Annotated in this window: 13 protein-coding genes; 10 read left to right on the forward strand and 3 right to left on the reverse strand. The window is 70.7% G+C overall.

All coding sequences use genetic code 11. The annotated features are described in order from the left end of the window. Nucleotides 1–57: 57 nt before the first annotated feature. The 6 genes from ACZ63I_RS03910 (at nucleotide 58) to ACZ63I_RS03935 (ending at nucleotide 6,286) form a co-directional block, all read left to right on the forward strand. Nucleotides 58–729: a DUF6875 domain-containing protein gene (locus ACZ63I_RS03910; protein ID WP_469335030.1), complete on the forward strand. Its 672-nt coding sequence runs from the start codon at nucleotides 58–60 to the stop codon at nucleotides 727–729. Then, nucleotides 726–1,604 carry an alpha/beta hydrolase gene (locus tag ACZ63I_RS03915; RefSeq protein ID WP_469335032.1) on the forward strand — a complete coding sequence of 293 codons (879 nt, stop codon included), beginning with the start codon at nucleotides 726–728 and terminating at the stop codon, nucleotides 1,602–1,604. The genes ACZ63I_RS03910 and ACZ63I_RS03915 overlap by 4 nt, the downstream gene beginning before the upstream one ends. Continuing rightward, a complete protein-coding gene (locus tag ACZ63I_RS03920) occupies nucleotides 1,601–2,542 on the forward strand; it encodes a tryptophan 2,3-dioxygenase (RefSeq protein WP_469335033.1) in 942 nt (313 codons plus the stop codon). The genes ACZ63I_RS03915 and ACZ63I_RS03920 overlap by 4 nt, the downstream gene beginning before the upstream one ends. 56 nt (nucleotides 2,543–2,598) lie before the next feature. Further along, complete coding sequence (kynU, locus tag ACZ63I_RS03925) at nucleotides 2,599–3,861, forward strand: kynureninase (RefSeq protein ID WP_469335035.1); 1,263 nt, start codon at nucleotides 2,599–2,601, stop codon at nucleotides 3,859–3,861. Nucleotides 3,862–3,926: 65 nt separating this feature from the next. Further along, on the forward strand, nucleotides 3,927–4,967 hold the full coding sequence (locus ACZ63I_RS03930; protein ID WP_469335037.1) for a methyltransferase: 1,041 nt from the start codon (nucleotides 3,927–3,929) through the stop codon (nucleotides 4,965–4,967). A gap of 92 nt (nucleotides 4,968–5,059) precedes the next feature. After that, nucleotides 5,060–6,286, forward strand: coding sequence for a cytochrome P450 family protein (locus tag ACZ63I_RS03935; protein ID WP_469335039.1), 1,227 nt, complete (start codon nucleotides 5,060–5,062; stop codon nucleotides 6,284–6,286). An 86-nt stretch (nucleotides 6,287–6,372) separates the two neighbouring features. Here the strand turns inward: ACZ63I_RS03935 and ACZ63I_RS03940 are convergent, their stop codons facing one another. The 3 genes from ACZ63I_RS03940 to ACZ63I_RS03950 form a co-directional block, all read right to left on the reverse strand. Further along, complete coding sequence (locus tag ACZ63I_RS03940) at nucleotides 6,373–6,579, reverse strand: ferredoxin (RefSeq protein ID WP_469335040.1); 207 nt, start codon at nucleotides 6,577–6,579, stop codon at nucleotides 6,373–6,375. Nucleotides 6,580–6,614: 35 nt separating this feature from the next. Beyond that, nucleotides 6,615–7,262 (reverse strand): LmbU family transcriptional regulator, encoded by a 648-nt coding sequence (locus ACZ63I_RS03945; RefSeq protein WP_469335042.1) that lies wholly within the window; start codon nucleotides 7,260–7,262, stop codon nucleotides 6,615–6,617. A gap of 228 nt (nucleotides 7,263–7,490) precedes the next feature. Continuing rightward, on the reverse strand, nucleotides 7,491–8,297 hold the full coding sequence (locus tag ACZ63I_RS03950; protein ID WP_469335044.1) for a TetR/AcrR family transcriptional regulator C-terminal domain-containing protein: 807 nt from the start codon (nucleotides 8,295–8,297) through the stop codon (nucleotides 7,491–7,493). Between the two features lie 113 nt (nucleotides 8,298–8,410). Between ACZ63I_RS03950 and ACZ63I_RS03955 the strand changes: the two genes are divergently transcribed. The 4 genes from ACZ63I_RS03955 (at nucleotide 8,411) to ACZ63I_RS03970 (ending at nucleotide 13,499) form a co-directional block, all read left to right on the forward strand. Next, a complete protein-coding gene (locus ACZ63I_RS03955) occupies nucleotides 8,411–9,301 on the forward strand; it encodes a siderophore-interacting protein (RefSeq protein WP_469335046.1) in 891 nt (296 codons plus the stop codon). 80 nt (nucleotides 9,302–9,381) lie between these two features. Further along, on the forward strand, nucleotides 9,382–10,365 hold the full coding sequence (locus ACZ63I_RS03960; RefSeq protein WP_469335049.1) for an ATP-binding cassette domain-containing protein: 984 nt from the start codon (nucleotides 9,382–9,384) through the stop codon (nucleotides 10,363–10,365). Continuing rightward, nucleotides 10,355–11,122, forward strand: coding sequence for an ABC transporter permease (locus ACZ63I_RS03965; RefSeq protein WP_469335051.1), 768 nt, complete (start codon nucleotides 10,355–10,357; stop codon nucleotides 11,120–11,122). The genes ACZ63I_RS03960 and ACZ63I_RS03965 overlap by 11 nt, the downstream gene beginning before the upstream one ends. Nucleotides 11,123–11,216: 94 nt before the next feature. Beyond that, entirely contained in the window at nucleotides 11,217–13,499 is a 2,283-nt protein-coding gene (locus tag ACZ63I_RS03970) for an ATP-binding cassette domain-containing protein (RefSeq protein ID WP_469335053.1), read from the forward strand. The last annotated feature ends 22 nt before the right edge of the window (nucleotides 13,500–13,521 follow it).

The following is a 13,521-nucleotide window of genomic DNA, read 5'->3' on the forward strand; positions in this document are numbered from 1 at the left end:
GAGGACCGACTCCCGAGGACCGACTCCCGAGGACCCGACTTCCGAGGACTGACAACGATGCTGACTGACGTGCTCTCCGTCGACCTGGCCAAGGCCCTAGCGGCCGTCGACGGCTGGCTGAGCGACTACATCCGCCAACCGCACAGCGAACTCGGACGCCCCGGTCCTGTGTGCCCGTTCGTCGAACCGGCCCAGCGCGCCGGTGCCCTGGAGATCCGGGTCAGGCTGGTCGGCCCCACCCCGAGCCAGACCCTGATCGACGAGATCGTCCGCTGCGGCCTGGACGAGTTCAGCGAGGTCGACTGGAAGGCCGGCAACCCGAACCTGCGGTCGCTGCTGCTCGTCCTGCCGGACCTGCCGCCCGAGCACCTGCATCTGCTGGACGCGGCGCATGCCGCACTCAAGCCGGAGAGCGTGGGCCGCGGCCTGATGATCGCGCAGTTCCACGAGAAGTGCGGTGAGAAGGCCGCTCGCAACCCGGAGTTCGAGGTGAGCCACGCCCCCGTGCCGATGATGGCGGTCCGGTCCATGGCGATCCACGACGTGCTCTTCCTGGCCCACCGCCAGGACTGGTTCGCGGAGTACGCGCACCGCTTCGGCGCCCGGTACCGCAACTCGGCCCACGGGATCGACCCGTTGCTCACCGAGATCTACCAACAGGCCCTGAAGGCGAACGGGATGACGCCCGACCAGGGGTACGAAGGACTCCCGCCGGGCGAGGCGCGATGACCGGCGCCGCCGTGTATCTGGGCATGGACCGGGCCACGCTGGACCGGCAGTACTCGCCCAGCTCACGCGTCCCGAGCCTCGACGCCTACCTCCGCGCGTACGTACGGCAGAGCGAGGCCGCACGCCGGGACCATCCGGTGGGCACCGGGCTCCCGTACGGTCCTCATCCCACCGAACTGCTCGACTACTTCCCGGGCTCGGGGCCCGGCAGCCCGCCGCTGCTCGTGTTCGTGCACGGCGGGAACTGGCAGGCGCTCGGCCGGGCCGAATCGGCCTTCCCCGCCCCGCCGTTGCTGGCCGCCGGAGCCGCTGTCGCGGTCGTCGACTACGGGTTGGCGCCTGACGTCGGACTGGACACCATGGCGGGACAGGTGCGCGGCGCTGTCGACTGGCTGCTGCGGCACGCGGACCGGCTCGGGTTCGACCCGAACCGGCTCCATCTGTGCGGCACTTCGGCCGGCGCGCATCTGGCGGCGATGGCCCTGCTGCCGGGCCCGGAGGAAGGCCCGGACGTGTCCGGCCGGATCTGCGGGGCCGTACTGCTCAGCGGGATGTACGACCTGGAGCCGGTCCGGCTGTCGTACGTCAACGACGCGCTGCGGCTCGACGAGGCGGCGGCGCGCCGCAACAGCCCGCTCGGCCTGCTGCCGCAGCGGCTGCCCCCGGTGGTGATCGCCCGGGGCGGCAACGAGACCGAGGAGTACGTCCGCCAGCACGAGCGGATGGCGACCGCGCTGCGCCGCAGGACGGCGGTGACGGAGGTCGTCGCCGAGCGGCGCGACCATTTCGATCTCCCGTACGACCTGGGGGCGCGGGGCACCGGGCTGGGCGACGCGGTCCTGGCGCAGATGGGACTGGGAGGGATCACCGCATGACCACGGACAGCACCGGCCCGGACACCGGGCAGATACCGGACGCCGGTCAGGACCCGGACGCCGGTCAGGGACAGGGCGGCGGCTGCCCGCTGTCGGGCGGCTTCCCGCCCGGCACCACTCCGTACGCCCACTACGCGCGGATGGACGACCTGCTGGCGCTCCAGCATCCGCTCAGCCCGGCGCACACCGAGCCCGGCTTCATCATCATGAGCCAGGTCAAGGAACTGCTGTTCAAGCTGCTGCACACCGAATTCACCACAGCGCGCGAGCAGTTGGGCAAGGACCAGCTCGACGAGGCGCTGTGGACGCTGCGCCGCGCGGCGCGGGTGCAGCAGGTCCTGCTGGTGAGCTGGGAGACGTTCTCCGTACTGTCACCCACGGAGTTCGCCGAGTTCCGTGACGTCCTCGGCTCGGCCTCGGGGTTCCAGTCGGCCGGCTACCGGCGGCTCGAATTCCTGCTCGGCAACAAGAACCCGGCGATGGCCGGGCCGCACCGCGACACCGCAGGCTACGACCTCGTCCTGAGCCAGTTGCGCGAACCGAGCCTCTACGACGAGGCCCTGGCGCTGCTGGCCCGCCGCGGCCTGCTCGCGCCGGCCGAGTCCGCCGACCGGGACCCCGCCGACCGGGACCCCGCCGACCGGGACCCCGCCGACCGGGACCCCGTCGAGCCGTACCGGACAGGGCCTGCGGTCGAGGACGCCTGGCGTGCGGTCTACCGGCACCGGGCCCGGCACCACGACCTGTATCTGCTGGCCGAGGCGCTGATGGACACGGCGGACCAGTTCGCCCGCTGGCGCTACACGCATCTGGTGACCGTGCAGCGCATGCTCGGCGCCAAGCCCGGCACCGGCGGCACCGACGGGGTGTCCTGGCTCGCCCGGATCAGCGAGCACCGCTTCTTCCCCGAGCTGTGGTCGGTGCGCTCGGCGCTCTGAACCACGGCGCCCTGCACCACCGGCACGGCCGACGGCATGCGACAGAAGGAGGATCCATGGAACGCGGGATTCCGCGCACGGTTGCCGAGGAACTGGACGCGGCCGATCCGCTGGCGGGCTTCCGGGAGCGGTTCGTCGTCACCGACCCGGAGTTGATCTATCTGGACGGCAACTCGCTGGGCCGGCTGCCCGCGGCCACCCCGGAACTGCTGCGCGAGGTCGTGGCGGAGGGCTGGGGCGGCGGCCTCGTACGGTCGTGGCAGGGCTGGATCGACTGGGGCGCGCGGCTCGGCGACCGGCTGGCCGAGCATGTGCTCGGCGCCCGGCCCGGCGAGGTGGTGATCTCGGACTCGACCTCGGTCAACCTGTACAAACTGGCGGCCGCCGCGCTGGACGCGGCGCCGGAGCGCGGCACCGTCCTGATGGACGCCGGGGACTTCCCGACCAACCGCTACATCCTCCAAGGCCTCGCCGAGCAGCGGACGTTGCGACTGCGCCGGCTCCCCTCCGACTCTGACGGCGGCCTCGACCTCGGCGTACTGCGCTCCGCCCTGGACCGGGACGTGGCGCTGGTGGTGCTCTCCGCGGTGTCGTACCGCAGTGGCGCGCTGCTCGACATGGCGAAGGTCAACGAACTCGCGCGCGCGGTCGGCGCCCGGGTGCTGTGGGATGTGTCGCACGCGGCAGGCGCCGTCCCCGTCGATCTCGCCGGGAGCGGCGCGGACCTCGCCGTTGGCTGCACGTACAAGTACCTCAACGGCGGACCGGGTTCGCCCGCCTTCCTCTATGTGCGCCGCGAGCTGCAGACCGTGCTGCGGCAGCCGGTGTGGGGCTGGTTCGGGCAGCGGGAGCAGTTCCAGATGGGCCCGGACTACGATCCGGTGCCGGGCATCGAGCGGTTCCTGGTGAGCACCCCGCCGCTGCTGTCGCTCGCGGCGATCGATCCGGCCCTCGCCCTGGTCGAAGAGGCCGGCGTGCCGCAGATCCGGGCGAAGGGGCTGCTGCTGGGCGGGCTGGTCGACGACCTGGCCGACGCCTGGCTCACCCCGCTGGGCTTCCGGCCGGCCTCGCCCCGGCAGCGGGAGCGGCGCGGTTCGCACGTGTCGCTGTACCACCCCGACGCCTGGCGGATCTGCCAGACGCTCGCCGCCGACGCCAAGGTCGTCTGCGACTACCGGGTCCCCGACCGGCTGCGGATCGGCCCGTCACCGCTCTACACCCGGTTCACCGAGGTCTGGGACGCGCTGGACCGCATCCGCGAGGTCACCGCGGGGCGCACCTACGCGTCCCGTCCCGCCGACCTGGCGAGGGTGACATGACCGCCGGCCCCGCGCGGCCCGGCGCGTACCCGAACTCCCACCACCCCATCCGATACGGAGTGCCCATGGCAGACACAGCCCCGCTCACCACCGACGGCCTGGTACAGATCCTCTTCGGTTCCTCGGCCTTCCAGATGCTCAACGCGGGCCGCAATCTGGGCCTGTTCCCGCTGCTCCACCGGCGCCCCGAGCTGACCCCGCAGCAGATCGCGGCTGAACTGGGCCTGGCGGAGCGGCCGGTGCAGATCCTGCTCCTGGGCACCACAGCGCTGGGCTTGACGGTCCGCGAGGACGACGGATACCGCAACACCGCCGTACTCAACGGCATGTTCGAGGACGGCACCTGGGAGATCATCGAGGATCTGATCGAGTACGAGGAGCGGATCGTCCGGCCCGCCGAGGTGGACTTCACCGAGTCGCTGCGCCAGAACACCAACGTCGGCCTGCGGCGGATCAAAGGCAGCGGCACTGACCTGTACCACCGGCTCTCCGCCGACCCCGGTCTTGAGCAGTTGTTCTACCGCTGCATGCGGTCCTGGTCGCGGCTGTCGAACCCGGTGCTGATCGAGAAGGCGGATCTGACCGGGGTGCGCCGGGTGCTCGACGTCGGCGGCGGCGACGGCGTGAACGCCATCGCCCTCGCCGAGGCCAACCCCGGCGTCGAGTTCACCGTCCTCGACCTGCCAGGTACGGTCGAGATCGCCCGCCGCAAGATCGCCGAGCGCGGCCTGGCCGACCGGATCTCCGTCCGGGCGGCCGACATCTTCGCCGACGCGTATCCGCCGGGCCACGACTGCGTCCTGTTCGCCAACCAGTTGGTGATCTGGTCGCCGCAGGAGAACGTGGGCCTGCTGCGCAAGGCGCACGCCGCCCTGCCCGACGGCGGGCGGGTCCTGGTGTTCAACGCCATGTCCGACGACAGCGGCGACGGCCCGCTGTACGCGGCCCTCGACAACGTGTACTTCGCGACCCTGCCGGCGGCGAGCAGCACCATCTACCGGTGGGGCCAGTACGAGGAGTGGTTCGCCGAGGCCGGCTTCGTGAAGCCCGAGCGGCTGCCCGGCGGCCGGTGGACGCCGCACGGCGTGATCAGCGCGGTCAAGTGACGCCCCAACGAGAACCGGAGTCGGTCATGTCTCCCACGTCCCACGAAGCCCCGCCGACGGAGCCACGGGCCCGGTGCCCGGTCGGTCCGCACATGATGGATCCGGATCTGCTCGGGGACCCCTTCGGCGGCTACGGCCGGCTGCGCGAGCAGGCTCCCGTGGTCAGCGGCCGGTTCGTCGACGGCACCCCGGTGTGGTTCGTGACCCGTTACGACGACGTCCGCGCGGTGCTGCGCGACCCCCGGTTCGTCAACACCCCCACCAACGTGCCGGGCGAGGGGGGCGCGGATCCGCGCGAGGGCATGATGGAGCTGCTCAAGGTCCCCGGGCATCTGCGCGGCTATCTGCTCGGCTCCATCCTGGACAGCGACCCGCCGGACCACCCCAGGCTGCGCCGCCTGGTGACCCGCGCGTTCGCCGCCCGCCGGATCCTCGACCTGCGGCCCGACATCGAGCGGATCGCCGACCGGCTGCTGGCCGAGCTGCCGCAGCGGCAGGAGGACGGGGCGGTCGACCTCTTGGAGCACTTCGCCTATCCGCTGTCGATCACGGTGATCTGCGAACTGGTGGGGATCCCGGCGGCCGACCTCGACAAGTGGCGGGAGTGGGGCGGCGACCTGGTGTCGATGCGGCCCGAACGGCTCCAGAACTCCTTCCCCGTGATGATCGAGTACTGCCACGAACTGATCGCACGGCGCCGCGCCGCGCTCACGGACGATCTGCTGAGCGAGCTGATCCGGGCCCAGGACGACGACGGCGGACGGCTCAGCGACGTCGAGATGGTCACCATGATCGTCACGCTGGTGCTGGCCGGCCACGAGACGAGCGCCCATCTGATCGGCAACGGAACCGCGGCGCTGCTCACCCATCCCGACCAGCTCGCCCTGCTGCGCACGGCCCCGGCCCTGCTGCCGCGCGCGGTGCACGAGCTGATGCGCTGGTGCGGCTCCGTGCATGTGGCGCGGCTGCGGTACGCCACCGAGGACCTTCAGCTCGCCGGCGTGCCCGTCGCGCGCGGCGACGCGGTCCAACTGGTGCTGGTGTCGGCCAACTTCGACCCGCGCCACTACACCGACCCCGACCGCCTGGACATCACGCGCCAGCAGGACGGGCAGGCCGAGAACCATGTCGGCTTCGGTCACGGCATCCACTACTGCCTGGGCGCCACGCTGGCCCGGCAGGAAGGCGAGGCGGCCTTCGGCAAACTGCTGGAGCGCTACCCCGACATGGAGCTGGCGGACGGCGCCGAGGAGCTGGACCGGGCGCTGCTGCCGGGCAGTTGGCGGCTGAACTCGCTCCGGCTCCGGCTCCGGTCCTGACCGGGTCCGCACAGGCAGAGGGGGCCGCCCGATGCGGGGCGGCCCCCTCTGTCCGTACGTGTCCTGGTGGCGGACGGCAAAGGCGCTCAGTCGCCGGCCGGGCGGGCCGCCACGGCGATGGCCTGCACCGGGCAGGACAGCGCGGCCTCGTGGACCTGCCGCTGCGACGCGGCGGCGGCCCCGCCGGGCACCAGCTCCGCGTACCCGTCGTCGTCCTGGGTGAAGACGCCCGGCGCCGTCAGGGCGCACTGCCCGGACCCGATGCATGTGTGATGGTCGATGCGGATCTGCATGAGAGGTGGTCTCCCGTGGTGGGGGGCAGGGTCCGTCAGTCACCGAGTTCGTGCGCGGCTGCGCGGTCGAGTGCCACGACTATCCATTCCTCGAAGGCCTCTTCGACCTTCGAAGCGGCCTCGCGCCAGCGCTCCACCCGGTCGACGGGCACGTTGAGCCGGGGCAGACCCGAACGCGGCAGGGGGGCCGACCTGTTGCCCTGCCGGCTCTCCCGGAGCTGGAGCCGGAGCCGGTTCCTCGACCAGCCGTGCTGCTCCGCGCGGTCGAGCCAGATGTCCGCCTGGGTGGGCGGGAGCGAGACGACCTCCGCGTGGTGGCCGAAGCTCAGGGTCTCGCGCCGCCGCTCGAGTTCGAAGTGGCGTGCCACCCAGGCGTAGTTGCGCAGCGTCTGGTAGTCGAGCCCCGCGGCCTGCACCCCGGTCCGGTAGCGGTCGGCGTACCGCTCCTGGCCGTACACGAGCCAGTCGCCCAGACACCAGGCGGAGGAGTCGGCGATCTGGAAGATGTGCAGCCCGGCCTTCTCCCACCGGTCGTACGACAGGATGACCGGGATCCTCAGACCGACCCGCGTGGTCAGGATCCGCCCCTGGTCGTCGGTGCCGTGGCGAGCGGCGGGTTCGGCCGCTCTGCGGTCGACCCGCAATTGACTCTCACGCTGGTGGTGCCTGGCGATTTGCTGCACGAGCTTTCCCCCTGGAATTGAGGCATTGCCAAATCTCGTACCATTCGTCAACGGCTGAGAACCATGGAAGGTCACCAGCTCAAAAACCGTAGATTACGGATCGATACATCGTCAATGATCAATTCCGGACGGGAGGTGACTGGTTCGGACGCAAAGGCGCCAATGGTTGACACACACCGCTCGGCAGTGCTTTCCGAAGTCCGGTGGAACCCGCATATGCCTGGGCCGTTACGGTGTCGCCTCGATTCCGTCAAGGATCAATTCCAAGCCAACCCGGAAGGCTTCCTTGGCCTCGCGCTCCAGATGAGGTACCGCATCGCCTGACTCGTTTCCCGAGGCATCGGCGAAGGCCGCGGCGGTCGCCTTGGACTCCAGTGCCGCCAGGGCGGGGAAGCGTTCGGCGAAGTCGGGTGCCACCTCCGCGAGCATGGCGGTCCGCGCCGTCCACCACTCCTCGTCGGACACCCCGGTCTCCGGCGCCGCCTGCCGGCGCTCCGCCGCGACCCGGGCCATGCCCCGGACGAACTGGAACAGCACGGCGATGACCCGGCGGACCTTCAGTGGTTCGAGGCCGGTGCCGTCCAGGATCCGCACCACCGTCTCTAGCTGCGCGTATTCGCCGGGGCCGAGCACCGGCCTGGCCTGGGAGACCTGTAGCACCCAGGGGTGCCGCAGGTAGAAGGACCAGGTGTCCTCGGCCCAGGCGGTGATCGCCGGGCGCCATCCCGCGCCGGTGTCGTACTCGGCGGGCAGCTCGGCCAGCACCCGGTCGTGCATGAGGTCGACCAGCTCGCTCTTGCTCGGCACATAGGTGTAGAGCGCCATGCCCGTCCGCCCCAGCCACGCCCCCACGGCGCGCATCGACAGGGCCGCCATCCCCTGCTCCTCGGCGACCGCGATGCCCGCCGCCACGATGGTGTCGACGTCGAGTCCCGGCTTGGGTCCTGGCGCGGCCCTGGTGCCCCCGGAGTCGGCCGAGCGCCAGAGCAGGGCCATCGAACGGCGGGCGTCGCCCTGGCCGGCAAAGATAACCACCTTGCAACTCCTTACTGTGTAAAGTAACCTCGCCCAGGCATCTGATTACGGCGTAATGTATCAGGCGGGTGTGGTCCCGCCTCGGGATGCCCAGCACTCTTGGAAGGTTTTCGATGGCAGAGCTGCCAGTTTCGTTCGTCCGGGTCACCGACATCACGCGCGTCACACCGCGCATGGCCCGGGTGCAGTTCAGTGCCGACCAGCTCGACGACTCCGTGGGGCATACGCCTGACCAGCAGGTCAAGCTCTGCTTTCCGCGGCCCGGCCAGCGCCTGCCGGTCCTGCCGGAGCAGAGCGACGACGCGACCGGCTGGTATCAGGCGTTTCTGGCCATTCCGGAGAGCGAGCGCCCCTGGATGCGCAGTTTCACCGTCCGCCGGCGCCTGCCCGGCACCACCACCGTCGAGATCGACTTCGTCCTGCACGGGGACACCGGACCCGCCACGAGCTGGGCCGGTGCCGCCCGGCCCGGTGACCAGCTCGGCATGGTCGGCCCTTCGGCCCTCTACGCCGCGCCCGTCTCGCTGACGGACTCGATCGCACACTCCGACTGGCTCCTCCTCGCCGGCGACGAGACCGCGCTGCCCGCCATCGGCACCCTGCTGGAGTCTTTGCCCGAGGGCGCCCGCGCCCTGGCCTTCATCGAGGTCGCCGACGCCGCCGAGCGGCAGAGCTTCGGGACCGCAGCCGACGCCACCGTCAACTGGCTGTACCGCGACGGGACTTCGCCGGGCCAGAGTGACGTGCTGATCGACGCGGTACGCAAGGCCGAGTTCCCTCCCGGCCGCCCGTTCGCCTGGCTGGCCGGCGAGTCGGGCGCGGTCCGGACGCTCCGCCGTCATCTGGTCGACGACCGGGGGCTGGACAAATCGTCGATCGACTTCAGCGGGTACTGGCGGTTCAAGCTGACCCAGGACGACGCCCCGACCACGGAGGACATGGCCGAGGCGCAGGAGCGGCTCGCGGAGTTCCAGGCCGCCGCCTCCGACGGTCGCCCGGAATGAACCACGCCGAGGGGCCCGGCAGTTGGCCGGGCCCCTCCGGCGGCCGACCGCACGCGGTAAGCGCGAGAGAGAAGGAACTCATGATCACGGTGCGAGGTCTCGCCCGGCAGTTCGCCCTCCGTGGGCGGACCGTCGACGCGGTGAAGGGCATCGACTTCGATGTGGCGGCCGGGGAGCTGGTCGGGTTCCTCGGCCCCAACGGGGCCGGCAAGACCACGACCCTGCGGATGCTGACCACCTTGCTGCGGCCCACCCGAGGCTCGGGCACGGTGGCCGGCCGCGATCTGCTCACCGACCCGCAGGGGGTCCGGCGCAGGATCGGCTACGTGGCGCAGGGCGGCTCCACCTGGCCGGAGTCCAAGGTCGGGGAGGAGATCGAACTGCAAGCGCGGCTCTACGGCCTGTCGAAAGCAGAAGCCCGACGGCGCGGCGCGCTCCTGGCGGACCGGCTCGACCTGTCCGGCCTGGACCAGCGCCCCGCCAAGACCCTGTCCGGCGGCCAGCGGCGCCGGCTCGACATCGCGCTCGGACTGGTGCACGAGCCCGAGCTGGTGTTCCTGGACGAACCCACCTCCGGACTGGACCCGCAGAGCCGGGCCAACCTGTGGGACCACGTCCGCCGGATGCGCGCCGAGCAGGGCATGACCGTCTTCCTCACCACCCACTACCTCGACGAGGCGGACGCCCTCTGCGACCGCATCCTGGTGACGGACGACGGCACGATCGTCGCCGAAGGGACCCCGGACGAGCTGAAGGCCCGCGTCGCGGGTGACGCGATCACGGTCGACGTCGCCGACCAGGCCGCCGAGGCCGCCGACGTGGCGCGGCGGCTGCCCGGTGCGCACGAGGTCACCGTCGTCGCCGACACCGTACGGTTCCGGGTCCCCCGCGGCGACGCCGTACTGCCCGAGCTGCTGCGGGCCCTCGACGGCCAGGGCATCACCATGACGTCGGTCAAGGTGAACAGGCCCACCCTGGACGACGTGTTCCTCAGCCTGACCGGGCGCTCCCTGCGCGACGGCGAGGCGGCGCCCAGGACCGTGGAGGCCACCCATGCTGCGTGACACCCAGCTCATCTTCGCCAGGGACATGAAGCTGTGCCTGCGCAATCCCACCTGGCTGATCATCGGGATCATGCAGCCCCTGCTGTATCTGTTCCTCTTCGGACCCCTCATGGTGACGGTGGTCGACCACACGCCCGGCTTCCCCTCCGGCAACGCCTGGGCCGTGCTCACGCCGGCGCTCATCGTACAGACGGCCCTGTTCAGCGGCTCGTTCGCCGGGGTCGGGCTGCTCACCGAGTACCGGGTCGGAGTGGTCGACCGCTTCCGCACCACCCCGGCCAGCCGGTCCGCGCTGCTGTTCGGCAAGGTCCTCGCCCAGGCCGTCCAGGCCACCGCGCAGTCGGTGCTCATCGTGCTCGTGACGTTGCTGGTCTTCGACCTGGACGCGCCGCCGTCCGGCATGCTGCTGAGTCTCGTGATCGCCGCGGTGCTGGCCGTCACCCTGTCCTCGGCGTCGTACGCCCTGGCCATGGTCCTCAAGAGCGAGGCGGTGTTCCCCTCCTTGATGAACGCCGTGCTGCTGCCGTTGCTCCTGCTCTCCGGTGTGCTGCTGCCGGTCAGCGCGCAACTGGCCCCCGGCTGGCTCTACAACCTGGCGCGGATAAACCCGCTGACCCATGTGGTCGACGCCGAACGTGCCGCGTTCCGCGGTGACTTGAGTTCGACGGGACTGCTGACGGGCTCCCTCGTGCTGCTGCTCATGGCCGCGCTTGCCCTGGTGTGGGGCACCAGGACGTTCCAGAAGGAGAACGCCTGACAGCGGTCTCTCTCCGCCCGCCCGCCCGTCCGACCGCCCGACCACGACCGGGGCTCCCCGCAGGGAGCCCCACCCGCACCATCGAGGAGCACATGTGAGTACCGACGCCATCAAGGTGACCGGTGCGCGGGAGAACAACCTCAAGAACGTCTCGGTGGAGATCCCGGCTCGGAGCCTCACGGTCTTCACGGGCGTCTCCGGCTCGGGCAAGTCGTCCTTGGTGTTCGACACCATCGCCGCCGAGGCCCAGCGCCAGCTCAACGAGACCTTCACCGCCTTCGTCCGCAACTTCCTCCCCGACCACGGCCGTCCGGACATGGACGCCATCGAGAACATCTCCGCCGCTGTCGTCATCGACCAGAAGCGCCTGGGCGGCAACCCGCGCTCCACGGTGGGCACGGTCACCGACATCAACCCGCTGCTGCGGCTGCTGTTCTCCCGCGCGGGCGACCCGGCGGGACTGCCGCCCAGCGCCTTCTCGTTCAACGACCCCCAGGGCATGTGCCCGGCCTGCGAGGGGCTGGGCAGGATCGTGGAACTCGACCTCGACGCGTTCGTCGACCGCACCAAGTCCCTCAACCAAGGCGCCCTGCTGCACCCCGACTTCTCCACGGAGAGCTGGTACTGGCTCAGTTACGTGAAGTCCGGCTTCTTCGACAACGACAAGCCGCTGGCCGACTTCACCGAGCAGGAGTGGCGTCTGCTGCTGCACGGGGAGCTGCCGCAGAAGCTCGGCCTGAGCTGGCAGGGCAACACCCTGAACGTCAAGTACGAGGGAGTGGCCGACAAGTTCAGCAGGCTCTACATCAAGAAGGAGGACATGTCCGAGCGCAGCCGCAAGGTCTTCCAGCGGTTCGTACGCTCGGCTCCCTGCCCGGACTGCGCCGGCACCCGCCTCGCGCCCGCCGCCCGTGCCTGCCGCATCGCCGGCCACCACATCGCCGACCTCACGTCGATGGAGGCCGAACACCTCGGCGCGGTCCTCGGGGAGTTGGACCTGCCCCAGGTGAAACCGGTCCTGGACGACCTGGTCGCGCGCCTGCGCCACCTGGCCGACATCGGCCTCGGCTATCTGAGCCTGGACCGGGAGACCCGCACGCTCTCGGGCGGCGAGTCGCAGCGGATCAAGATGGTCCGCCATCTGTCCAGCAGCCTGACCGGGATGCTGTACGTCTTCGACGAGCCGAGCGTCGGGCTGCACGCGCGCGACGTGCACCGGCTCAAGGAACTCCTCGTCCAACTGCGGGACAAGGGCAACACCGTGCTGGTGGTCGAGCACGACCCGGACGTCATGGCCATCGCCGACCATGTGGTCGACATGGGCCCGAAGGCCGGGACGCTGGGCGGCGAAGTGGTCTTCGAGGGGAGCTTCGCCGACCTCGTCGGGGCCGACACGCTCACCGGCCGCAACCTCCGCAACCGGCTGCCGGTGAAGGCCGAACCCCGCCGCCCGACCGGGAAGTTCACCGTCACCGGCGCGCACAGCCACAACCTCCGCGATGTCACGGTCGACTTCCCCGTCGGCGTCCTGACCGTGGTCACCGGAGTGGCCGGGTCGGGGAAGAGCTCTCTGGTCAACGACGACTTCCTCAGCCGGTATCCGGACGCCATCGTGATCGACCAGTCCGCCGTGGCGGGCAGCCGGCGGTCCAACACCGCCACGTACACCGGTCTGCTGGACCCGATCCGTAAGCTCTTCGCCAAGGCCAACGGGGTCAGCGCCTCGCTGTTCAGCGCGAATTCCAAGGGCGCCTGCCCCAACTGCCAAGGTCTTGGTGTGCTGTACACGGACCTCGCGTTCATGGAGACGCTCAAGTCCGTCTGCGAGGTCTGCCGGGGCCGCCGGTTCTCCGACGACGTCCTCGGTCACCGGCTGCGCGGCCGGTCGATCAGCGACGTACTGGAAATGACGGCGGTCGAGGCGGCGGACTTCTTCACCGAGCCCAAGCTCCGCCGGATGCTGAACGCGCTGAGCGAGGTGGGTCTGGACTACGTGGGTCTCGGCCAGCCGCTCAGCACCCTGTCCGGCGGCGAGTGCCAGCGCCTCAAGCTCGCGGCCGATCTGCACCGCGTCGGCAGTGTGTACGTGATGGACGAGCCCACCACCGGGCTGCACATGTCCGACACCCACCGGCTCCTCGGCATCGTCGAGCGGCTCGTCGACCAGGGCAACACCGTGATCGTCATCGAGCACAACCTCGATGTGGTCAAGAGCGCCGACTGGATCATCGACCTCGGCCCCGAGGGCGGCAGCGGCGGCGGCCGGGTCCTGTTCGAGGGCACCCCGGCGGAACTCCTCAAGACCAGCGGCTCCACCGGCTCCACCGGCTCGCACACCGCCGAATACCTGCGCCGCGACCTCGCGGGCGGTCGGTAGGGTCGGGGGCACATGGGGGCGG

It is taken from the genome of Streptomyces sp. NPDC087906 (assembly GCF_055584925.1).